Origin of the sequence: Novosphingobium sp. CF614 (assembly GCF_900113255.1) — a bacterium.
Taxonomy (GTDB): Bacteria; Pseudomonadota; Alphaproteobacteria; order Sphingomonadales; family Sphingomonadaceae; genus Novosphingobium.
Genome location: NZ_FOOR01000005.1, coordinates 106,645 through 128,768, shown reverse-complemented (window position 1 = coordinate 128,768; position 22,124 = coordinate 106,645). Strand labels below are relative to the sequence as shown.

Sequence of the window (22,124 nt, the reverse complement as noted above, 5' to 3'; positions counted from 1 at the left end):
CGGACGGCGATATTCAGACGGCGGTGTCGCCGCCGTCCACCGGCAGCATGGCGCCTGTCAGGTAGCTTGCCGCCGGGGAAGCCAGGAACCGGACCAGCGCCGCCGCCTCTTCGGCCCTGCCGTGCCGCCGCAGCGGTATCCGCCCGTCCACCTGCTCGCGTTCGGCGGCGGCATGCTCGCGGCCGGCCCAATAAGCCCGGGTCAGCGGTGTATCGAGCCAGCCAGCCAATACCGCGTTCACCCTGATGCCGTCAGGCCCCAACTCGGCGGCAAGGCTGCGCACCAGGCCGGCGACGCCTGCCTTGGTGGCCTGATAGGCGTGCGTGAACGGCTGCCCCCGCATGGTCGCGGTAGAGGAAACCACGGTCACGCTGGCATTGTCCGAGACGCGCAGCCAGGGCAGCGACGCCTGCACCGCCAGGAACGGCAGGCGCAAGTTGATCGCCGCCGCCCGGTCCCACATCGCCGGGGTCCACTCGGCGATCGGCGCGCTCTCCATCGCGCTCGCGGCGACAACCAGCGCGTCGAGCCGGCCCAGCCGCGCCGCCGCTTCGCCGGCGGCCAGCCCACCGGCGTCGGTGGCGGCGAGATCGAGCGCGACGAAGTGCTCCACCGCGAATCGCGGCGCCTCCGCGTCCGCCAGCACCACGCCGTCGCCCTGGCGCGCAAAGGCCTCCGCGATCTCGCCGCCAAGGCCGCTCGCCCCGCCAATAACCAATATGCCCGCCATGCGTGCCCGTCCTCGCTGTCCTGAAGCGACAGCGAAGCACGCGCGGGGCCGCCGCGCCCATGGCCGGATCGGCAACGGGGGAGGCCGCAAAAAGCAACTCTCGGCAACGCCCCCGGCGGCTAATATCGGAACATGAGCCAGGCCCTGTTTCCCCAAGCGCATGCGCCCGATTTCGATTCCGCCGATCCCTCGGCCGTGCGCCGCGCCATCCGGGAGGGGCGCTTCACCGGATTCACCAACCTCGTCGCGCGCGAATACGTGCAAGGCAATCTCGTCGCCGTACCCGCTGCCCATGCCGACGCCTTCGAACTCTATTGCCGGTCCAACCCGCAGGCGCTGCCCATCCTGGGGCGGAGCGAACCCGGCGCGCGGTCCATCCCCGAGCTTGCGGCCGACCTCGACATCGCGCGCGACACCGGCGGCTACATGGTGTTCCGCGACGGCGATCTGGTGGACACCCCGCGCGACGCCTCCCCGGTCTGGCACGACGATCTCGTGGCGTTCGTGCTGGGCTGCTCGTTCTCGTTCGAAACGATCCTGCAACGCAACGCCGTGCGGCTGCGCCACCTGGACGAAGGCGATGTCTCCGCCATGTACGAAACCACGCGCGAGACCGTGCCGGTCGGCCCGTTCGGCGGCAGGCTGATCGTATCGATGCGCGCGCTCACGCCCGCCGACGCCATCCGCGCGACGCTGCTGTCGGCCCGCTATCCACAGTTCCACGGCGCGCCGGTATCGCTGGGCTTGCCGGGCGACCTGGGCATCGCGGATCTTGCGCACAGCTACGGCGGGCACGGCCTGACGCGGCTCCGGCCGGGAGAGCTGCCCGTCTTCTGGGCCTGCGGCGCCACCGGCCAGAACGCCGTGCGCAGCGCGCGGCTGCCGCTATGCATCACCCATTACAAGGCGCACATGGTTGTGACCGACCTGCCGCTCCCCAAGGACTGAAGCCATGCAGAGCACTGATGCGAACCTCGACGAGATCGTTTCCCACTACCATGAGCACGGATACGCGGTGGTGCCCGGCCTGCTGGCCGGACCGGTGCTCGACACCTTGCGCGATCTCACCGACCAGGTCGCCGCGAAGGCCGCGCTGGTGGCGGGCGACGACACCTGGTTCGACTTCGACACCGACCTCCACGGCAATCGCACCATCCAGCGCGTCAAGAAGCCGAACCGCATCGATCCCTACTATGCCGAGCAGGCGGGCAACGACCGTATCCTGGCGATCCTGACCCGGATCATCGGCGGCCTCGTTCGCCTGTCGCACGCCAAGATCAACATGAAGTCGGCCCATGGCGGCGCCGCGCTGGAATGGCACCAGGACTGGGCCTTCGCCCCGCATACCCACATGGGGACCTGCGTCGCCTCGATCATGCTGGACGGTGCCTCGGCGGCGAACGGCGCGATGCAGGTGATCCCCGGCAGCCACAAAGGTCCGCTGCTCGATCACCACGACGAGGAAGGCTTCTTCTGCGGCGCTGTCGACACCGCGCAGTTCGACATGTCGAAGGCGGTTCTGCTCGAGGGTCCTCCCGGCACGGTGAGCTTTCATCATCCAATGACGCTCCACGGATCGAGCGTGAACCGCTCGGGCGATCCGCGCCGCATCCTCTTCTACGAATATGCCGCGAGCGACGCCTTCCCGCTGTTCTACAAGGTGGACTGGGACGAATACGAATCGCGCCTGGTCAGCGGCCCTTCCACCACCGAAGTGCGCTTCGAGGACAACTACGTGCGCTTGCCCTTCCCCTCGCGCGCCGGCAGCTCGATCTACAGGGTCCAGGCCGGTTCGAAGCGCAAGTTCTTCGCGGACGCGCAGTGACCTTGGGCGCGGGCAAGCGGCCGGTCGCGTTCGTCACCGGCGCCAGCGCGGGCACGGGACGGGAAATCGCGCTCGCGCTCGGCATCGGGGGATACGACGTCGCCCTGGTGGCGCGGCGCACCGCCGAGATGGAGGACGTGGCCCAGGCGATCCACGCCGGTGGCGGGGACGCGCTCGTGCTGACCGCCGACGTGCGCGACGCGGCGGTGCTGGATCGGGCGATCGACGCATTCCTCGCATGGTCTGGAGGCAGAATCGACGTGGTGGTGAACGCAGCGGGCTATACCGGGCCGCTCTCGCCACCGATCGGCGAATTCGGCGTGGATGAATTCGACAGCACCGTCGCCACCAACCTGCGGGCGCCCTTCATCGTGCTGTCGCGGCTGCTGCCGCTGATGCGCCAGGCCGGTGCGGGCCGCGTCGTCAACATCGGCGGCAACCACGGCATGCGCGGGCGCGCCGGCCGTTCCTGCTATTCCGCCTCGAAATGGGGCCTGCGCGGCCTTACCCGCAGCGCGGCGCTGGAAGCGGGCCCGGACGGCGTGACGGTGAACTACGTCGCGCCGGGACCGATCGCCGTCCCGCGCATGAAGGCCAACTGGCGCGCCATGGCCGAGCAGAAAGGCCTGTCCGAAGAGGAAGCGCTGCGCGCATATGTGGCGGACATGGGCATTCCGCTCAATCGTCCGAGCGAAATGCAGGACATCGTGGCGATGGTTCTCTATCTGATCGGGGAAGGCGGCCGCAATGTGACCGGCCAGGAACTCGTCGTCGATGGCGGCGCCACGCTTTGATGCCAGTCGTGTCGAGGGCGGCCCTTCCCCCTCCCCTTCAAGGCCCCCTCCCCTTCAGGGGACTTCGGGGCAGGGACTCGAAGGGTCACAACAAGTCGAAGTATTCCCGGTGCTCCCAGTCGGTCACCGACTGGTTGTAGCGCATGACCTCCGCGCGCTTGACCAGCAGGAAGTGGTCGACAAACGCGTCGCCGAACGCGCCGCGCAGCAAGGCGCTTTCATCGAGGCGGTCGAGCGCGCTTTCCAGCGTGCGCGGCAGCATTTCCACCTGGGCGGCATAAGGCGAATCCACCGAAGGCGGCGGCTCCTTGCCCGCCTCGATCCCGGCAAGGCCGGTGGCCATCTGCGAGGCGAGGTAAAGGTAGGGGTTGGCAGAGGGTTCGCCCACGCGGTTCTCGATCCGGCGCAGCTTGGCCGGTCCCTTCGCCAGCACCCGCAGCATCGCGCCCCGGTTGTCCTCGGCCCACGCCACGCGGTCCGGCGCGAGGGAGTTGGCGCGGTAGCGCTTGTAGCCGTTGACGGTGGGCGTGGAGAACGGCGTCGCCGCCGCCGCGCCCGCCAGAAGCCCGGCGAGGACCTGCCGCCCGACTTGCGAGAGCCCCGGCTCCCCATCGTGCGGGGCGAAGGCGTTGGCGCCGGTCCTGGCGTCGCGCAGCGACTGGTGCAGGTGCCACCCGCTCGCCATGGCTTCGGGAAGTTGCGGCCGACACATGAAGCTCACGTGGTAGCCATGGCGGCGGGCGATCTGCTTCGCGGCGCTGCGGAACAGCACCATGTCGTCCGCGGGACCGATGCCGCTGCCGGTCTTGAAGACGAACTCGCATTGGCTGGGGCCGAATTCGACTTCCAGCGAATGCAGCGGCAGGCCGAGCGCAACGCAGTTCGCGCGCAGGATCTCGACGATCGGCTCGACCTGGTCGTAGCGCTGCTCGGTCAGGTAGGCGTAGCCCTGATGGAGCAGCGAGACCCGGGGCGGCCGGCCGGGCTGGCCGGCATCCTGCGGCATCAGCGCGCAGTCCTCCAGGCGGGTCAGGTAGAATTCCACTTCCAGCCCGCTGACATATTCGAAACCGCGCGCGGCCAGCCGTCCGGCCGCCTCGCGCGCCAGCCGGCGCGTCGAGAGAACGACCGGACGGCCATCGTCATGGTAGAGGTCACAGAGCATCCACCCGGTTCCGGGCGCCCAGGGCAGCACGCGGAACGTCCCGGGATCGGGCACCATCACCACGTCGCCGCCGCCCTGCAAGTCCGGGTCGCCAATTCCCGCCCCGGCCGCGAAGACCGGCACCACCGTGCGATGCGAGGTATCCTTCAGCAACAGCGTGGAAGTGATCGCACAGCCATCCTCGAACGCGCCCGCCAGCGAGCCGGCGAGCAGCGTCTTGCCGCGCGTGATGCCGTGCATGTCGGCGAAGACGAGGCGGATCGTGGAGACGCCGTCCGCCTCGACGCGCTTCAGCACTTCGATGGCGAGCCGGCGCTGTTCCTCGTTCCAGAGGCCGTGGCCCTCGACGAAGCCGCTCATTCGGCGACCGCGACGGCGGGGCCCCAGGGCGCGGCGGCGCGGCGGCGCGCATCGACCTCGCGCCAGTAGGCATCGACATCCACGCCGGCCGGAGCAACGCCGTCCACGGTTCCGGGATCGGCCACCGCCCGCGCCTCTTCCGCGGTGATGTCGAGCAGCGGCCGTTCACCCTGTTCCACCTTGCGGATCTGCTTGAGGAGCATGGCGCGATAGGCGACGATGCCCTTGTCGGTGGTGCCCAGATGCTCGCGCGTGCGGTCCTGGATGCGGCCCATCGATTCGACCGCCCACTGGTCATGGACGTTGATATCCCCGCCCATGCCCGTGTACGTGCGGCTTCCCTGCTCGGCCACGTCGTAGCCGTAATCGTTGTGCCGGCCGAGCCGGGGCTTGTAATCGGGCAGTTCGTAGAGCGTCAGCCGCTGGCGGCGCATCTCCTCCTTCTCCACCGGTTCGGCGAAGCTGGTGAAGGCGGCGTACCAATAGCAGCTGTAATCGTCGATCGGGACGTGCCACTGGGTAATCGTCATCGTCTCCGACAGGGGAATCAGGAAGGCCTGCGGAAAGAACAGGTTGGTGATCCGCACATGCGTCCTGCCGTCCGGCAGCGGGCGCAGCGCGGTCAGGCGAAAGCCGATGTCGGTCGGGGTGATCGTGATGTCCGGGTTCTCGAACTCGCGCAGGACCTGGATCATCGTCACATCGCTGTCAGCCGAGCGAGCGCGGAACTGCTTTCCATAGGCGTCCCCCTCCTCGTCCTCGAAGAAACGATGCAGGAAACTGGCATGCGCCGGGTCGATCCCCACTTCCAGCGCCTGCAGCCAGTTGCAGTCGAGATAGCCCTTGAAGGCGAAGACGTGGCTGTCCGGCGCCGCGAAGCAATCCAGCCCGGGAAAGGCCGGCGGCTCGCCTTCGCCGAGATAGCCGAAAATCATGCCCGCGCGCTGGACGACCGGGTAGGCGCGCTGCTTCACGCGCGTGCACAGCCGCGATCCGGCGGGCTCCCCCGGCGTCTGGATGCAGTTGCCGTCAACGTCGAACAACCAGCCGTGGAACAGGCAGCGCAGGCCGCCGTCATCGAGCCGGCCGAACGCAAGGTCGGCGCCGCGATGGGGACAGTCCCGGTCAAGAAGTCCAAGCTGGCCCTGGCTGTCGCGGAACAGCACCATGTCCTGGCCCAGAACCTTCACCGGCTTGGCGGGGCGCGGCCCGTCCAGTTCCTCCAGCAGGGCGATCGGCTGCCAGTAGCGACGCAGCAGCGCACCCAGCGGCCGGTCAGGGCCGCTGCGGGTGACGAGGTCGTTCTGTTCGGGTGTCATGGCATTGGTCTTCCGTCGATCGAGGCTCGTCCGGCGCCGACCGCTGTCGGCCGCTGTATCCTTCATGCCTCAACCCGCGCGGCTCGCGTGTTGCCGACTGACGCCCACGCCGTTGCCGAAACGGCGACTCCCCCGCGCTTGCCGCCGGCGATTTCGGAACATAGACCCTGCCCCAATCCTTCCTGCGCCAGTCCGCCCTAAGCCGGTCCTCCCTAAGCCGGTCCTTCCTATGAGCGAGTTCCTTCGATGAGCCAGTCCAAGCGCGAAATCCGCCACGTCGCCGTCTTCTGCGGGTCGAACGCAGGCCTTGGCGAAACTTACGAACAGGCCGCCGCGGCGCTCGGCGCGGCGCTGGCACGGCGCGGGATCGGCATCGTCTATGGCGGCACGCACAAGGGCCTGATGGGCATTCTCGCCGATGCCGCGCTGGCGGGGGGCGGCCACGTCCACGGCGTCATCAACCAGCGCCTGTTCGACAAGGGCCACCTGCACATGGGCCTGACGCTGCACGAGGTCGTCGAATCGATGCGCCTGCGCAAGGAACGCATGCTTGCCATCGCCGACGCCTGCATCGCCCTGCCTGGCGGCATCGGCACGCTGGAGGAATTCATGGAAGCCTGGACGCTCAACCAGCTGGGCGAAATCGACAAGCCGGTCGGCCTCTACAACGTCGGCGGCTTCCACGAACCGTTCATGGGCTTCATCGACAAGATGATCGAGCAGAAGTTCCTGCCGCGCGAACACCGCAACGGCATCGTCGTGCAAGCCGATCCCGACGAACTGATCGACGCCTTGGCGGCGTTCGAGAAGCCGGTGGTGCCGAAGTGGCTGTAGGCGGCTGATCGGCGGCTCCCGCCGAATGGCCATCAGACCGCCGTGTCGATCCAGATCGACTTGAGCTGGAAATGCTCTTCCACATGCTGGCGACCGTATTCCCGCCCCTGGCCGCTCGCCTTCACGCCGCCGGAGGGGACCGCGGGATCGATGCGGTTGTAGCAGTTCACCCAGACCGAACCCGCCTTTAGCCCGCGCGACAGGCGGTGCGCCCTGCCCACGCTCCCGGTCCATACGCCGGCGCCAAGGCCAAACTCGGTGGCATTGGCGCGGGCAATCACTTCCTCTTCGGCGTCGAAGGGCAGGGTTGCCAGAATTGGTCCGAAGATTTCCTCCCGCACCGCGCGCATGTCGTCGCGTGCGTCGATGAGCACGGTAGGCGGGAAGAAGAACCCCTCGCCATGACATTCGCCGGTAAGCCGCGCACCGCCGGAGATCGCCCGCGCTCCGGTGGACAGCGCATCGTCCATGTGCCCGCGGACCCGCGCCAGTTGCCGGGCGGAAACCAGCGGACCCAGGTCGGTTTCGGGATCGAGACCATTGCCGATCCGCAACCTCGCCGCGATACGCGCCACTTCCTCGGCGAACTCCCGATGGATCGCGCGCTCGACGAACAGCCGCGTCCCCGCGCTACAGACCTGACCGGAGTTCGCGAAGGCGGCACCGACCGCCGCGCGCGCCGCTGCTTCCAGATCGGCATCCGCAAAGACGATGTTCGGCGACTTGCCCCCCAGTTCGAGCGACAGCCGCTTGAGATTGCCCGCCGACGCCCGGACAATGGCGCGGCCGGTTTCGACCGAACCGGTGAAGGCGATCTTGTCCAGCCCGGGATGCGCGGCCAGCGCCGCGCCGGCTTCCGTCCCGAACCCGGTGACGACGTTGAACACGCCGGGCGGCACGCCCGCTTCCAGCGCCAGTTCGGCCAGCCGCAAGGGCGCGAGGCTCGCGTCCTCGGCCGGCTTGAGCACGAGCGTGCAGCCGCTTGCCAGCACCGGCCCCAGCTTGAGCACGGAGGCCCAGAGCGGTCCGTTCCACGGGATGATCGCGCCGCACACGCCCACCGGTTCCTTGACGGTGCACGCAAAGAGCGCGGGATCGGACGGGGCGTTGGTGGTGCCCTCGATCGATCGCGCGATCCCGGCGAAATAGCGCAGCAGATCGACCAGCAGCACGACCGAGCCACGCGTGTGGCGGATGGGCGAGCCCATCTCCATCGTGTCGAGGCGGGCGAATTCCTCCGCGTCGCGTTCGAGCAGGGCGGCAAGGCGCAGGAGCAGCATCTGCCGGTCGGCGGGCGAGAAGCGCGGCCACGCCCCCTGCTCGAAGGCGCGGCGCGCGGCCGCTACGGCATGGTCCACGTCCCCGGCCGTGCCGCGCGCGATGCGGGCGAGCACCGTGCCATCGGCCGGGTTGACGGTCTCGAACGTCTCGCCCCCGGATGCCTCGACCCGGCGGCCGTCGATCAGGAGATGTTCCAGGCCCGGTCCCACGCTCACGCCCTCGGCCGGAAACTGACGGGCTGCGCGCCTTCCCACAGCGTCTTGCGGCCGAGTTCCTGCAAGTTCTCCATCCCCTCGACGATGCTGAGGAAATGGATGCCGGCAAGCGGCCCCAGCTTGCTGGCAAAGGCAACGCCGCCATAGGCCAGCAATATCTCGCACTCGCTGTAGCCGCCGGGATAGAAAATGAACTGACCCGGCGCGGGGTAGCGCGTGGGGTTCTCCCAAGGCAGGTCGTAGCGCGCGTCGCCCAGCGGAATCCACACGCCTTCGCCGCTCCAGCGGACATGGACCAGCTTCTGGTCGTAAGGCAGCATGGCCTTGAAGCGCGCCGCGGTGACGGGCGCGCGCTCTTCCTCCAGCCTGGCGACGAAGGCGAAGGGGCCGGCGGTGATGTCGATAAGGGTCATGGAATTTGTCCGTCCGTCGTTCAGCCCGCCGCGCGAAGGCGGGCGAAGGCGCGATCGAGATCGGCGATCAAGTCCTCGATCGCCTCCAGCCCGACGTGGATGCGCACGGCCGGCCCGGGGGCGGACCATTCGGTCGCCGAGCGCAGGGTATTGGGATAAGTCGGCACCACCAGGCTCTCGTATCCGCCCCACGAATAGCCCAGCTTGAACAGGTCCATGTGGTCCATGAACGCCGCGAACTGCGCCTCCGAGCACGCTTCGAGCACGAAGCCGAACAGGCCCGAGGCGCCATCGTAGTCACGCTCCCAGATCGTATGGCCCGGGTCCCCGGGTAGCGCGGGATGCATCACGCGATGCACCTCCGGCCGCTCCCGCAGCCACTTGGCGATGGCAAGGCCCGAGGCGTGGTGCTGCTTCATGCGCAGCGGCAGCGTTCGCAGGCCGCGCATGGCCAGGTAGATGTCATCCGGACCGCCGCAATAGCCGGATGCCGACGCTGTCTTCTTGACCGGGATGAAGGCGTCCTCGCTCGTCACCGCGATCCCGAGCATAAGGTCGGAATGGCCGGAGATGTACTTGGTCGCGGCGTTGATCGAGACGTCCACCCCGTGTTCCAGCGGGCGGAAGTTGATCGGCGAACCCCAGGTATTGTCGAAGATCGTGGCTATCCCGCGCGCGCGGCATTCCTTCGTGATGGCGGGCACGTCGGTCATCTCGAAGGTCAGCGAGCCGGGGCTCTCCATGTAGACGACCCGGGTGTTCTCCCGGAACAGCCCGGCGATGCCGGCGCCGATGTTCGGGCGATAGTACGTCACCTCGACACCGAACTTTCGCAGGAAGCTCTCGCAGAAATCGCGTGCCGGGCCATAGAGGCTGTCCACGATCAGGAGATGGTCTCCGGCCGAGAGAAAGGCGGTGAGCGAAGCGCAGATCGCGCCCAGGCCGCAGCTCGTCGTCACCGCGCGGTAGCCGCCTTCCAGCAGCGTCACCGCATCCTCGAAGGCGCGCGTCGTCGCGGTGCCCTCGCGTCCGTAGGTGAAGCCCTCGAAGGCGCCGGAGGCACGGTCGCGGCGCGTCTCCAGAAGCGCCGCGACCGAATCGAACAGCACGGTCGAGCAGTGATAGACGGGCGGATTGACGACGCCGAAATTGGCTTCCGGATTGCGCCCGGCATGAAGCGCCTGCGTATCGCGCCGGAAGCCCCTGATATCGGTCATGCTGCTGCTTTCTCCCTAGACGACGGTGCCGGCATCAACGAGAATGTCCTGCCCGGTAATCATGCGCCCGGCGGGGCCCGCCAGGTGAAACAGCGCCGCCGCGATGTCGTCCTCCGTCACCAGTCGACCCAGCGCGGCGGTGGCCAGGAAGCGTCTGAGCGGCGCGTCCTCCGGCTCGCCGTTGCGCGACGCGGTTTCGCGGAACATGCGATGGATGCGCTCTCCCTCCACACCGCCCGGCGAGATCATGTTAACGCAGATACCGTGCGGCGCCGCATCGAGCGCGGCCGACTTGACGAGACCGCGCAGCGCCCATTTCGAGGCGGCGTAGAGCGAGAAGCCCGCGACGCCCTTGTGCCCATAGGTCCCGCCGATGGCGACGACCCGGCCCTGGCCGCGCTCGATCATGCCGGGCATCACCGCCGCCATGGCATTGACCACCCCGAGCACGTTGACGTCGAAGCAGCCGCGATAATCATCCGGCGTCGCTTCCCAGACGGGTCGGCGCGGCGCCCCCACCCCGGCCGCACATACCAGCAGGTCTATCGCCGCCACCCCTGCCAGGGCCGTGCGCAAGCCGCCGGCATCGGCGACGTCGGCGGCGATGGCGCTCGCGGCGATACCTTGCGCCGACAGTCCGTCGGCCGCCTGCCGTCCGGAGGCGGCGTCACGCCCGACCAGCACCACGCGCGCACCCCGGCGTCCCAGCGCGCGTGCGAGACCGAGGCCCAGCCCGCGCGTTCCCCCCGTGACAAGCGCGACCTTGTCCGAGAGGTCGATGGCAGGAGCAGGTACATTCATCGGTTCGCGTCGTCCGGGAGAATTTCGGTCGGGAGAATTTCGGTCTCGATATGCAGTGGTAGCGCAAAGCCTCGCCAGGGGAAGGTGACCATTAGGCCACGGACCCGCGCCGAAAAAGCACCGCAAGGGCCGCCTGCGTTGTCCTAAACGAGTCACGCGCATAGCATCGCGCCGCGCTGTTCCGGACAGGAGCCCCGCCGAGCGAGGCGCCTCCAGGGAGTTTCGAAAATGAGCCGTAGCGAAAGAAGCGAGGACGACATCGCCGCAGCAGCGGCCGTGTCGCTGGAAGAAATTCCAATCATCGACTTCGCGCCGTTCCTGGCCGGGGACAAGATGGCCCGCAAGGCGGTGGCCGACGAAATCGCGTTCGCCTGCGAGAACATCGGATTCTTCTACCTGACCGGCCACGGCGTGCCGGAGCAGGTGGTGGACGCCATCTTCGCCGCGGCCGCGGACTTCTTCGCACGCCCCATGCACGAGCGGGCGGAGGCCTTTGCCACCCCCGAGTGGTATCGCGGCTACATTCCGATGCCCGATCACCAGCCGCTTTCGCGCAATACCCGCATGTTCGAGCAATACCGCCTGCAGCACGAATGGCCGGCCGATCCGGAAGACATGGAGCACGCCCGGATCTTCGACCAGGTGAACCGCTGGCCGGCCGGCATGGACCATTTCCACCTGGCGGGCGAAGCCTATCTCGAAGCCATGCTGGGGCTCGGACGGGAACTGCTGCGCGCTTTCGCGCTCGGGCTCGGGCTCGAGGACACGCGCTTCGATGGCTGGTTCAGGCACCCTCCCTCGCAACTGAGCGTCAACTACTACCCGGTTCTGCCCGACACCGCCGATACCGAGGTATCGAACATGATCTCCCACACCGATGAAGGGCCGTTCACGATCCTGGCGCAGCGCGAGATCGGCGGCCTGGAAGTCAAGCGCCGCGACGGCGCGTGGATCCAGGCTCCTCCCCTGCGCGGCGCCTTCACCATCAACGTCGGCGACATGATGATGTGGTGGTCCAACGGGCGCTATCTTTCGAACTATCACCGCGTGCGCAACCGCACCGACGTGGAGCGCTTCTCGGTGCCCTACTTCGCCAATCCCGACCGCAACGTGACGGTGGCGCCCCTGCCCGAGTTGTCCGGCGACACCCCCCGCTATGCGCCGGTCCGCGTCGCCGACCACCTCGCCCGCTTTTACAGTCAGCTCTCCAAGAACCCCCATGAAGTGTACACCTGAACGTTCCCCTTCCAGCGCCGCAAAGATCGGAGCCGACATCGGCGGCACTTTCACGGACGTCGTCCTCGAAGCCGAAGGCCGGCGTCATTCCACCAAGCTGCTGACCACTTACGAGGCGCCGGAGCGCGCGCTTCTGGACGGCGTTCGCCTGCTGCTCGGCGAGACCGGGATCGCGCCCGCGCAAGTCTCGCTGGTCGTCCACGGGACCACGCTTGCCACCAACGCGCTGATCGAGCGACGCGGCGTCAAGCTGGCGATGCTCACCACCGAGGGCTTCCGCGACGCCCTCGCGCTGGGGACCGAGAGCCGGTTCGACCAGTACGACATCGGCATGGAAAAGCCCGAGCCGCTGGTGCCCCGCCGCCTGCGGCTCGGCATACCCGAGCGCATGGACGCCCTCGGCAACGTGCTGCTGGACCTGGACGAGCAGCACGTGCGCGAGGCCGCGGCACGGTTACGCGAGGAAGGCGTGGAAAGCGTCGCGGTCGCCTTCCTGCATAGCTACGTCAATCCCGCGCACGAGATGCGCGTCGCCGAGATCCTGCGCGAGGAGATACCGGGCGTTTCGATATCGCTCTCCTGCGAGGTCTCGCCGGAAATGCGCGAGTACGAGCGTTTCTCCACCACAACCGCGAATGCTTACGTGCAGCCGCTGGTCGATGCCTACCTGCGCCGCCTGGAGATACGGCTGAAGGAGATGGGCTTTGCCTGCCCGCTCTACCTCATGCTTTCCTCCGGCGGGCTGACCACGGTGGAAACCGCCGCGCGCTTCCCGGTCAGGCTGGTCGAGAGCGGCCCCGCCGGCGGCGCCATCTTCGCCGCTTCGGTGGCCTCCGAATGCGGCGAAGACCGTGTCCTCGCCCTTGACGTAGGCGGCACGACGGCCAAGATCTGCCTCATCAACGACGGCGTCCCGCAGACCTCGCAGGTGTTCGAGGTCGGCCGCGTGCATCGCTTCCGCAAGGGCAGCGGCCTGCCCTTGCGCATCCCCGTCGTCGAGATGGTGGAAATCGGTGCCGGCGGCGGCTCGATCGCGGCGGTGGACAGCGCCGGGCGCCTGGCCGTGGGCCCGCACAGCGCCGGTTCGGAACCGGGGCCCGCCGCCTACGGACGCGGCGGCGAGCGCCCGACCGTGACCGACGCCGACATCGCGCTCGGCCGGATCGACCCCTCGCGCTTCGCCGGCGGCAAGGTCGCGCTGAAGCCGGACAACTCCCGGGCCGCGCTTGCCGGGCTCGGCCTGTGGGGCGGCGACGCGGAAACCCTCGCGGTGGGCGTCAGCGAGATCGTGGACGAAACCATGGCGAGCGCCGCGCGCGTCCACGCCGTCGAACAGGGCATGACGCTGGACGAGCGCACGCTGATCGCCTTCGGCGGCGCCGCGCCGCTCCATGCCGTCAGTTTCGCGGAAAAGCTGGGGATCGGCCGGGTAATCGTGCCTTCGGGCGCCGGCGTCGGGTCGGCCGTCGGCTTCCTGCGCGCGCCGGTGTCCTACGAAGTCGCGCGCAGCATGGCGATGCGCCTGGACCAGGCCGATTTCGTCCGCCTCAACGCCCTGCTCGACGAGATGGCCCGGGAGGCCCGCGAGCTGGTCAAGGCGGGCGCACCCGATGCGCCGCGGATCGAACGGCGCGTCTGCCTCGCCCGCTACCAGGGCCAGGGATACGAGATCCCTTTCGAGATCCCGGCCGGCACTTTGAACGGGGACGATGCCGCCGCGCTGCGGGCCGGCTTCGAGCAGGCGTACCGCGGCCAGTACGGCGGCATGGTGCTCGACCTGCCGATCGAGATGCTGACCTGGCGCGTCACCGTCAGCGCCGCCGGTTTTCACGCGGATGCCGCGCGGTCGGCTCCGCCGGCGCGTGAGGCGGTGCCCGTCGGCAGCCGCCGGGTGATCGATCCGGCCAGTGGCGAGGCGTGCGATTTCGCCCTCTACGCCCGCGAGGAAATGCAGCCGGGCGCGCGCTTCAGCGGCCCGGCCCTCGTCGCCGAGCGCGAAACGACCACGGTGGTTTCGCCCCGTTTCGACGGGTACATGGATCAACGCGGCTACCTGGTGCTGACCCGCCGCGAACAGGGAGATCGCCGATGAGCACGGCGCTTGGCGAACTGCGCATGCAGGTGATCTGGACGCGCATGATCTCGATCGTCGAGGAGCAGGCGCAGACGCTGATGCGCACGGCCTTCTCCACCACCGTGCGCGATGCGGGAGACCTTTCCGCGGCGCTCTTCGACCTGCAAGGGCGGCTCGTCGCCGAGGCCGTCACCGGCACGCCCGGCCACGTGAATTCGATGGCCGAGGGCGTTCGCCACTTTCTCGCCAGGTTTCCGGTCGAGACCATGAAGCCGGGCGACCACTTCATCACCAACGATCCCTGGCTCACGGCGGGCCATCTGCATGACGTCACCGTGGTCTCGCCCGCCTTCCACCAGGGGCGCGTGGTCGGCCTGTTCGGCGTGTGCTGCCATCAGGTCGATATCGGCGGGCTCGGCCAGGGGCCGGACGGGCGCTCGATCTACGAGGAAGGCCTGCAGATCCCGCTGATGAAGCTCGCCGATGCCGGGCGCGTCAATCAGGATCTCCTCGACATCCTGTGCCAGAACGTGCGCACGCCCGTGCAGGTGAAAGGGGACGTGCTCTCCTACATCACCAGCAACGAGGCCGCCGCCCGCCGCCTGAGTTCGATGCTCGCCGAATTCGTCATGGCGGACCTGACCGAAGTCGCGGACTACATCATCGCGCGCTCGCTCAGCGCAACCAGGGCGGAGATCGCCAAGCTGCCCGACGGCAAGTGGACCAGCACGCTGGTCATCGACGGCTACGACAAGCCGGTGACGCTCGTGGGAACGCTCACCATCGATGGCGACAGCCTGACCATGGACTACGAAGGGACCGACCCCTGCCTGCCACGCGGGATCAACGTCGTGCTCAATTATTGCCGCGCCTATACCGTGTTCGGCCTGCGCTGCGTGATCTCGCCCGACGTGCCGAACAACTTCGGCGCGCTGGAACCGTTCCGGGTTACCGCGCCCGAAGGTTCGATCCTCAACGTCCAGCGCCCCTGGCCGGTCGCCGCGCGTCACGTGATCGGGCAGATGCTGCCCGACGTGGTGTTCGGCTGCCTTTCCCAGGCGATCCCGGACCGGGTGCCCGCCGAGGGATCGTCCTGCCTCTGGTCGGTCCAGCTGCGCGGCCGGCTGCCGGCCCAGGGCAACGGCCGCGAGGGCGATCCGTTCGACGCGATCTTTTTCAATTCGGGCGGATCGGGCGCCAGGCCGGGACAGGACGGCTTGTCCGGCACGGCCTTTCCCAGCGGCGTGCGCGCGATGCCGGTGGAAGTGACGGAAAGCGCTGCGCCGATCGTGATCTGGCGCAAGCAGCTGCGCACCGACAGCGGCGGCCCCGGCGAACGGCGCGGCGGCCTTGGCCAGACCGTGGAGGTCGCCATGCGCGACGGCAGCAGTTTCGAGGTCCTTGCCATGTTCGAGCGCGTCGAGCGCCCGGCGAAGGGCCGCGACGGCGGCCGGGACGGTGCGGCAGGCTTGGTGCGCACCTCGGGCGGCAAGCCGATGCGCGCCAAGGGCCTCCAGACGATCCCCGCCGGGGAACGCCTCGTCCTGGAAATTCCCGGCGGCGCCGGCCTCGGCGATCCGGCCGCCCGCGATCCGGCGAAAATTCGCCAGGACATCGACGAAGGAATGATCTCGCCCGAGGCGGCGCGGCGGGACTATCGCCTGGATGTCGGCCACCTGGATATCGATGGTGAGGAGCCGGAAATCCGGATCGAGGCCCGCTCGTCCTGAGCCGATCGAAGGGCGCTGGCCCCGGCGTCCTTCAGGATGATCGGGTATCCAGCCCCGTTTCGTCCTCCATCTCCTCGTCGTCCGACCACTCGACACCGTCGGGCAGCGTCGGCAGCGAGCGGCAATCGTTCAGATCGCGCGCCATCTGCTCGGCGAACTTGGCGGCGACCAGCGGCAGAGGACGCCCCTTGAGCTGACCCAGGACCAGCGGGCCGTAAGTCCGATCGATGTCGCTGATCCGCCGCACGGCGAAGCGCGGATCCTGCCGCCAGGTGTCCGCGCCGATATCGATCTGAAAGGTAATGAGCTCTCCCCCGGCCACCAGTTCGGCCAGGAAATCGAAGCTGTTCGCCTCGACCGCGACGTTGAGCTTGGCCGAACTCGACAGCAGCCGGCTTTCCACGATCTCGCGGCCGCCGAACGCCATGTCGGGCATGGCGACGTCGTACTGCGCGCATTGCCGCAGCCGCAGCACGTCGTGCTTCGCCAGCGGGTGATCCGCCGCCATCACCGCCACCAGCCCCTGCCCGATCGACATGATCGAGTGGAGTTCGGACGATCGCAGGGGACGGAAGATCAGGACGAGGTCCATCTCGTAGTCGATCAGCGCCCGCACGGCGGTGCTGTGATCGGTGACCGTCACCTTGAACTTGACGTTGGGATGCTTCTCGCGAAAGCTGGAGACGTGCCGCAGCACGAAGCTGCGCGCCACCGCCTGGCTGCAGGCGATCCGCACTTCGCCGCGCTGGAGCCCTTCGAGCTCCTCGATCTGCGAATAGACGCGCCGCAGCTCGGAACTCTGCATGCGGATCCATCCGATCAGCACTTCGCCGGCGGCCGTCAACCGCACGCCCGACGTGTGCCGCTCAAAAATCAGGGCGTTGAGATCGTGCTCGACGTCCTGAATCCGCCGCAGCAGGGCGGACGGCGTAACGTTCAGGCGTTCGGCCGCCTGGCGGACCGAGCCCATCCGCGCAACCTCGTCTATGTACTGCCAGATTCTCTGGTTGCGTAGCGCCATCCGCGACTCCGTTCGATTTTCGGCTACACCCTGCCCGTGGTTTAGCACCACTTGGACAACGGCACATCCCTTATGCAACGAACAGTACGGGGGATCGCGGCTTGGCTAGAATCGCTTTCCCTAAAGGGCACGTAATTCGCCGATCGTCAACAAAATTAATGAATATTTTTCCAAATTTTTCGAATTTAAATAATCCGGTGACATGAATGGATCTGAATTTTACTGATAAAGTCGTCGTCGTTACAGGTGCCGGCAAAGGGATGGGTCCGGAAATATCGATATCCTTCGCCCGGGAAGGCGCAAAACTCGTCCTTCTAGGCCGGGATTTGGATGCGTTGAGCACCCTCAAGTCGGATATAGACAAGATCACGTCCGCACTGGTGCTGCACTGCGATGTGACCGTCCCGCAGGACTGCGAAGATGCCGTCGCCGTGGCCGAGGCGGAGCTGGGGCGCGTGGACGTGCTTGTGAACGTTGCCGGCGGCACCGGCCCGGTGGGCGACACCGCGTGGGAAACGACGCCCGAAGGCTTCAACGAGATCGTGAAGCTCAACATGGGCGGCTGCTTCCTGATGATGAAGGCCGTCCTCCCCGGCATGATCGCACGCCGCTATGGCAAGATCGTCAATGTCGGCGGCACTTTCGGCATGCGCGGACGCGCCGGCCGCATGGCCTACTCCGCTTCCAAGTGGGGCCTGCGCGGCATCACCAAGTCGGCCGCGATCGAAGCCGGGCCGCATAACGTCAACGTCAACATCGTTGCCCCCGGCATGGTGGACGGGCCCCGCTTCCGCACCAAAGTGATGCCCGGCATGGCGGAAGCCCGCGGGCTGACCGAAGAACAGGTGATCGCCGAGCACGCCGCCGAATACGCGCTGCGCCGCATCAGCACCGCCGCGGACGTGGCCAACGCCTGCCTGTTCCTGGCTTCCGACGTTTCGCGCCAGATAACCGGGATCGACCTGCCGGTCGACGGTGGCTGGGCCGCGCTCTGACAACCGCATCTCCACGGGACCGACCATGAAAGCCGACATCGTCATCAACGGCGCCACCCTCGTCACCGACAGCACCATGTTCCAGGCGTCGATCGCCATCAAGGACGGGGTCATTCTCGCGATCGGCGCGGCGGAGGCCATGCCGGAGGGCGCGGAAGTGCTCGACGCCGCCGGCAAGTACATCCTGCCCGGCGCCATCGACGCCCACGTCCACTTCCGCGATCCGGGCTATACCCACAAGGAAACCTGGGAAACCGGCACCGCCAGCGCGGCGATGGGCGGCGTCACCACCGTGTTCGAGATGCCCAACACCAACCCGCCCACCGGCACGGTCGAAGCGCTCGGCATCAAGCTGGAATCGGCCCGCAGCGCCTATGTCGATTTCGGCATCTACGGCCTGCTGGGGGAGGACAACCTCGACCAGCTCGAAGCCCTGATCGAAGGCGGCGTCGCCGGATTTAAGTGCTTCATGGGCAATACCTTCGGCAACCTGCCCTCGCCTCCGAGCGGCGCGATCCTGGAAGGGTTCGAGATCGTCGCCAGGCACGGCTACCGCATCGCCCTCCATGCCGAGAACGCCTCGATCATGGCCCGCCGGTCGAAGAAGCTGCGCGAGAACGACTGCTGCGATCCCCTCGCCCACCTGGACGCCCGGCCGCCGGTCGTCGCGGTGGAAGCGGTGGCGCGCGCCGCGATCCTGGCCGAATGGACCGGTGCGCGCATCCACGTCCTGCACGTCTCCTCGGGCGACGAACTGCGCCCCCTGCGCGAGGCGAAGGCGCGCGGCGTAGACATCACCGCTGAGACCTGCCCGCACTACCTGCTGCTGGACGAGCACGCCTATACCGAAAAGAAATCGCTCATCCGCGTCAATCCACCGGTGCGCGAGAAGGTCCACCAGGACCAGCTCTGGCAGGGCGTCGCCGACGGCACGATCGACATGATCGCCACCGACCATGCGCCCCACAGCCATGCGGAAAAGCACACCGACGACATCTGGAAGGCCGATTGCGGCTTCACCGGGGTGCAAACGCAGATGCCGCTGATGCTGACGCAAGTCGCCAACGGGCGCATGTCGCTGACGCAATACGTGCGGATGACCTCGCTGGCGCCGGCCAAGGCCTTTGGCCTCTATCCGCGCAAAGGGGCCCTGCTGCCCGGTTCGGACGCCGACATCGTGGTGGTGGACATGGACAAGGCGGTCACCGTCGATTCCGCCTTGCTCAAGTCCAAAGGCTCCTCGACCCCGTTCCAGGGCTACGAAACCACGGGCGCGCCGATCCACACGCTGGTGCGCGGCCGGTTCGTGATGCGCGACGGCGAACTGGTGAAGGACGCGAAGGGCCACGGCCGCAACGTTCGGCGCATCCAGCGGATGCCCGACCCCGCGCCGAGGAACACCCATACCACGACGCGGGCGATTCTGGAGCGGCGCGGCAAAGCCTACTGATACCAGGCTTCCCAGGGCGATCATCTATTCCCGTCGTCGCCGCGAGCCGGCCAGGCCGACGACGACGGAAAAGGAACAGGCGTTGCGTTCAATGAGCCCCGGCATCAATCGCCGAAGCGATACCTGATCCGGACGCCGTACATGCGCGGCTCGCCGAAGTACTTCGATACGAAGCCGCCGCTGCCCAGCAGGTCGTTCACCGCGGTATAGTACTTCTCTCCCGTCAGGTTCGTGCCGAACACGCTGAGGTCGATCGGCGTGCCGCCCACTTCGTTCCAGTTGAGGTTCGCGCTCAGCAGCCCGATTCCCTCGACCACGCCGAACGGCCCGGTCGAGTAAATGAAGCTCGACGCCTTCGAATAAGTCGCCGACACCGAAACCCGGCCGGCGTCGTCGGGCACGGGCAGCTGGTAAGTGCCGGTGAGGTTCCATTTCCACTTGGGCACCAGCGGCAGCCGGCTGCCGACTGTCGCGGTGGGCACGAACACGTCGTAGATGCCGCCCGGGACGTTCTCGACATCCAGCGATTTCACGACGGTGTGCAGGTATTCGAGATTGCCGTCGATGGTGAAGCCCTTGAACGGACGCAGCGAGCCGTCGATCTCGATGCCGGAAATCTCCGACTTGCCGGCGTTCAGAATCGCGCTGGTCGCCGTCGTCGCGTTGGTCGAGCTGGAAAGGCTGACGTTGATCTGCTGATCGCTGAGACTGTTGTAGAAACCAGCGATGTTGAACGTGCCCGAGACCACCCCCGAGAAGCTGGTCTTCGCGCCGATCTCGAACGTGTCGACCTTCTCGGGGCCGACGGTCTGGTATGGCGGCGGCACGTTGTAGCTGACGATGCCCTGACGATAGCCGCGCGAATATTTGCCGTAGAGCAGGACCTTGTCCACGGGATTGAAGTCGATCCCCAGCAGCCAGGTCGGCGCCTTCGATCGCTGCGTCGCGTCGGTGCGGCAATTGGCGTCGGCGAATGCCCCCAGGGTGCAGCTCACCACCGGCACCGTCAGGGGGACGCCGGTGGGCGAGATGAAGCGATAGGCGCGCAGTTCGCCTTTGCCGCGGGTCTTGTCCCAGGTGTAGCGCAAGCCGCCGGTCAGCTTCAGGTTGTCGAGCACGGCATAAGTCGCCTGCCCGTAGACCGCCCGGTTGAGGAACGAGACTTCGCCCTTCTGGTTGCCGAGGAAGCCGATCGAACGCGGGCGAAACGCCGGCGGTATGTTGCCGAATAGCAGCCCGATCGTGTCGCTGCACACGAAGTGGTCCGAATCGCTGCAATCGATCAGGTTCGGGGCCTGCGTGCCCGTCGGCCGTCGCGGCGTGCTGTGTTCGAAATAGACGCCGCCCTGCCAGTTGAGCCGCCCGTCGCCGGACTTGCCCTGCAGCCGGAATTCCTCGACGAAGTTCTGCTGATCGGCGCTGTTGAAACCCGGCGCGCGGGTCGCCTCCGCGAAGCCGAGCGCCCGCCCGGCCAGCGCCCCGGTGTTGATGGTCAGCGTGGGGCTGACCGTCATCGTGGCGGGGATGACGTAGTTGGCGCCAAGCACGTCGGTGACGTTGTTCAGCCGGATTTGCGAGTAGCTGACGATGTTCTTGAGCGTCAGGTTATCGTTCACCGTCCATGTGGTGTGGTTGATCACCTGCCACTGGGTAAGCCGGCTGTGCGGATCGGGGAGCGAACCTTCGACGGTGTAGAAGCCCGCGCCCGCCCCGCGTTCGATCTGCTGGCAGGCGAGTTGCCCGAACGGAAAGGTTCCGTTCGGGAGAGTCGCGCTGGTGGCGCAGTTGGTCACTTTCGACACGGTCCCGTTGTCGTGGGTATGGGCATAGCTCGCGACGGTGTAGTTCTCCACGTCCGGCGTCAGGTCGATAAGCAGGCTCGCCCGGGCGGCGACATAGGCCTGCTGGCCGTATTTGTCGGGCCCGATGCCGGAGATGTTGGTGATGAAACCGTCGCGGTCCTGATAATCGACGCCGGCGCGAAACCGGATGGTCCCGCTGATCGGGATGTTGACCACGCCTTGCAGGCGCTTGTTGTCGTAATTGCCGTAAGTGCCTTCGACATAGCCCTCGAACCGGTCGGTCGGGCGCTTGGGCACGAGGATGACGGCGCCGCCGGTGGTGTTGCGGCCGAACAGCGTGCCTTGCGGGCCGTTGAGCACCTGCACGTTCTCCAGGTCGAAGAAGGAGCCGGGCCCGGCGCCGTCGCCCGCCGGGTTGGTGCCGTTGCCGCCGCGCGGCGCGACCACGTCCGCGAAGTAGACGCCGACCGAGGAAGCGGTGCGCGACGCCTGCGAGAAGCCGCGCATCGAGAAGGTCGCGGCCTTCGCGCCGAAGCGGGCATTCACCGTGAGCGACGGCGCGAAAGTCGAAAGGTCGGAAATCGACTGGATGTTCTTGTCGTTGAGCCGCTGCTGGTTGAACACGACGATCGATGCCGGCACGTCCTGCAGCCGTTCCTCGACACGGCGCACGGTGACGATGATTTCGGTCGGATCGGCTTCCTTGTCCTGCGCCAGCGCCGGCGTGGACGCGATACCCGCAAGGGCCGACGTGAAGCACAATGCCATCTTGAGCGTGGTCATGGTCATTCCCCCTCCCATTTTTCTTCGTATTGCTTTTGACGCCGCGACTTCCAGAGCGGGGGGATACTCATCCCCGCGA

General features: G+C 67.4%; 18 protein-coding genes. 9 read left to right on the top strand and 9 right to left on the bottom strand.

Annotation, left to right across the window (positions count from 1 at the left end; genetic code table 11):
- Positions 1 to 13: 13 nt before the first annotated feature.
- Positions 14 to 730 carry an SDR family NAD(P)-dependent oxidoreductase gene (locus tag BM052_RS08035; RefSeq protein ID WP_177198379.1) on the bottom strand — a complete coding sequence of 239 codons (717 nt, stop codon included), beginning with the start codon at positions 728 to 730 and terminating at the stop codon, positions 14 to 16.
- Between the two features lie 132 nt (positions 731 to 862).
- On the opposite strand from BM052_RS08035, the gene BM052_RS08030 reads away from it, so the two are divergent.
- The 3 genes from BM052_RS08030 to BM052_RS08020 are packed head-to-tail and all read left to right on the top strand — an operon-like array spanning position 863 to position 3,349.
- Positions 863 to 1,678 (top strand): D-glutamate cyclase family protein, encoded by an 816-nt coding sequence (locus BM052_RS08030; RefSeq protein ID WP_091145308.1) that lies wholly within the window; start codon positions 863 to 865, stop codon positions 1,676 to 1,678.
- A 4-nt stretch (positions 1,679 to 1,682) separates the two neighbouring features.
- On the top strand, positions 1,683 to 2,555 hold the full coding sequence (locus BM052_RS08025) for a phytanoyl-CoA dioxygenase family protein (protein WP_091145306.1): 873 nt from the start codon (positions 1,683 to 1,685) through the stop codon (positions 2,553 to 2,555).
- Positions 2,552 to 3,349: an SDR family NAD(P)-dependent oxidoreductase gene (locus BM052_RS08020; RefSeq protein WP_091145305.1), complete on the top strand. Its 798-nt coding sequence runs from the start codon at positions 2,552 to 2,554 to the stop codon at positions 3,347 to 3,349. Before BM052_RS08025 ends, BM052_RS08020 begins: the two co-directional genes overlap by 4 nt.
- A gap of 85 nt (positions 3,350 to 3,434) precedes the next feature.
- On the opposite strand, the gene BM052_RS08015 is transcribed toward BM052_RS08020, so the two are convergent.
- Together BM052_RS08015 and BM052_RS08010 are read right to left on the bottom strand one after the other, a co-directional pair.
- On the bottom strand, positions 3,435 to 4,874 hold the full coding sequence (locus BM052_RS08015) for a glutamine synthetase family protein (protein ID WP_091145302.1): 1,440 nt from the start codon (positions 4,872 to 4,874) through the stop codon (positions 3,435 to 3,437).
- Positions 4,871 to 6,193, bottom strand: a complete 1,323-nt coding sequence (locus tag BM052_RS08010) for an aromatic ring-hydroxylating dioxygenase subunit alpha (protein ID WP_091145591.1) — start codon at positions 6,191 to 6,193, stop codon at positions 4,871 to 4,873. The genes BM052_RS08015 and BM052_RS08010 overlap by 4 nt, the downstream gene beginning before the upstream one ends.
- A 246-nt stretch (positions 6,194 to 6,439) precedes the next feature.
- Here BM052_RS08010 and BM052_RS08005 point away from each other — a divergent pair, with 246 nt between their 5' ends.
- Positions 6,440 to 7,027 carry an LOG family protein gene (locus BM052_RS08005; protein WP_091145300.1) on the top strand — a complete coding sequence of 196 codons (588 nt, stop codon included), beginning with the start codon at positions 6,440 to 6,442 and terminating at the stop codon, positions 7,025 to 7,027.
- A 32-nt stretch (positions 7,028 to 7,059) separates the two neighbouring features.
- On the opposite strand, the gene BM052_RS08000 is transcribed toward BM052_RS08005, so the two are convergent.
- From BM052_RS08000 to BM052_RS07985, 4 genes are read right to left on the bottom strand one after another with little or no spacing between them, the layout of a single operon-like run.
- Positions 7,060 to 8,523 (bottom strand): aldehyde dehydrogenase family protein, encoded by a 1,464-nt coding sequence (locus BM052_RS08000; protein ID WP_091145298.1) that lies wholly within the window; start codon positions 8,521 to 8,523, stop codon positions 7,060 to 7,062.
- Entirely contained in the window at positions 8,520 to 8,936 is a 417-nt protein-coding gene (locus BM052_RS07995; RefSeq protein ID WP_091145296.1) for a DUF3830 family protein, read from the bottom strand. Before BM052_RS07995 ends, BM052_RS08000 begins: the two co-directional genes overlap by 4 nt.
- Positions 8,937 to 8,956: 20 nt before the next feature.
- Complete coding sequence (metC, locus tag BM052_RS07990; RefSeq protein WP_091145294.1) at positions 8,957 to 10,153, bottom strand: cystathionine beta-lyase; 1,197 nt, start codon at positions 10,151 to 10,153, stop codon at positions 8,957 to 8,959.
- Between the two features lie 15 nt (positions 10,154 to 10,168).
- Positions 10,169 to 10,954, bottom strand: coding sequence for an SDR family NAD(P)-dependent oxidoreductase (locus tag BM052_RS07985; RefSeq protein ID WP_091145291.1), 786 nt, complete (start codon positions 10,952 to 10,954; stop codon positions 10,169 to 10,171).
- 228 nt (positions 10,955 to 11,182) lie between these two features.
- On the opposite strand from BM052_RS07985, the gene BM052_RS07980 reads away from it, so the two are divergent.
- The 3 genes from BM052_RS07980 to BM052_RS07970 are packed head-to-tail and all read left to right on the top strand — an operon-like array spanning position 11,183 to position 15,994.
- Positions 11,183 to 12,190, top strand: coding sequence for an isopenicillin N synthase family dioxygenase (locus BM052_RS07980; RefSeq protein WP_091145289.1), 1,008 nt, complete (start codon positions 11,183 to 11,185; stop codon positions 12,188 to 12,190).
- The gene (locus tag BM052_RS07975) at positions 12,174 to 14,282 is read left to right on the top strand and encodes a hydantoinase/oxoprolinase family protein (protein WP_091145286.1); all 2,109 of its coding nucleotides are present in this window, start codon (positions 12,174 to 12,176) and stop codon (positions 14,280 to 14,282) included. The genes BM052_RS07980 and BM052_RS07975 overlap by 17 nt, the downstream gene beginning before the upstream one ends.
- Complete coding sequence (locus tag BM052_RS07970; RefSeq protein ID WP_091145283.1) at positions 14,279 to 15,994, top strand: hydantoinase B/oxoprolinase family protein; 1,716 nt, start codon at positions 14,279 to 14,281, stop codon at positions 15,992 to 15,994. The genes BM052_RS07975 and BM052_RS07970 overlap by 4 nt, the downstream gene beginning before the upstream one ends.
- Before the next feature lie 31 nt (positions 15,995 to 16,025).
- On the opposite strand, the gene BM052_RS07965 is transcribed toward BM052_RS07970, so the two are convergent.
- The gene (locus BM052_RS07965) at positions 16,026 to 17,015 is read right to left on the bottom strand and encodes a LysR family transcriptional regulator (RefSeq protein ID WP_255406027.1); all 990 of its coding nucleotides are present in this window, start codon (positions 17,013 to 17,015) and stop codon (positions 16,026 to 16,028) included.
- A gap of 206 nt (positions 17,016 to 17,221) precedes the next feature.
- Between BM052_RS07965 and BM052_RS07960 the strand changes: the two genes are divergently transcribed.
- Both BM052_RS07960 and allB read left to right on the top strand, forming a co-directional pair.
- Entirely contained in the window at positions 17,222 to 18,010 is a 789-nt protein-coding gene (locus BM052_RS07960) for an SDR family NAD(P)-dependent oxidoreductase (protein ID WP_091145281.1), read from the top strand.
- 25 nt (positions 18,011 to 18,035) lie between these two features.
- On the top strand, positions 18,036 to 19,460 hold the full coding sequence (allB, locus tag BM052_RS07955; RefSeq protein WP_091145279.1) for an allantoinase AllB: 1,425 nt from the start codon (positions 18,036 to 18,038) through the stop codon (positions 19,458 to 19,460).
- Between the two features lie 104 nt (positions 19,461 to 19,564).
- Here the strand turns inward: allB and BM052_RS07950 are convergent, their stop codons facing one another.
- Entirely contained in the window at positions 19,565 to 22,051 is a 2,487-nt protein-coding gene (locus BM052_RS07950; RefSeq protein WP_177198378.1) for a TonB-dependent receptor, read from the bottom strand.
- Between the last annotated feature and the right edge of the window lie 73 nt (positions 22,052 to 22,124).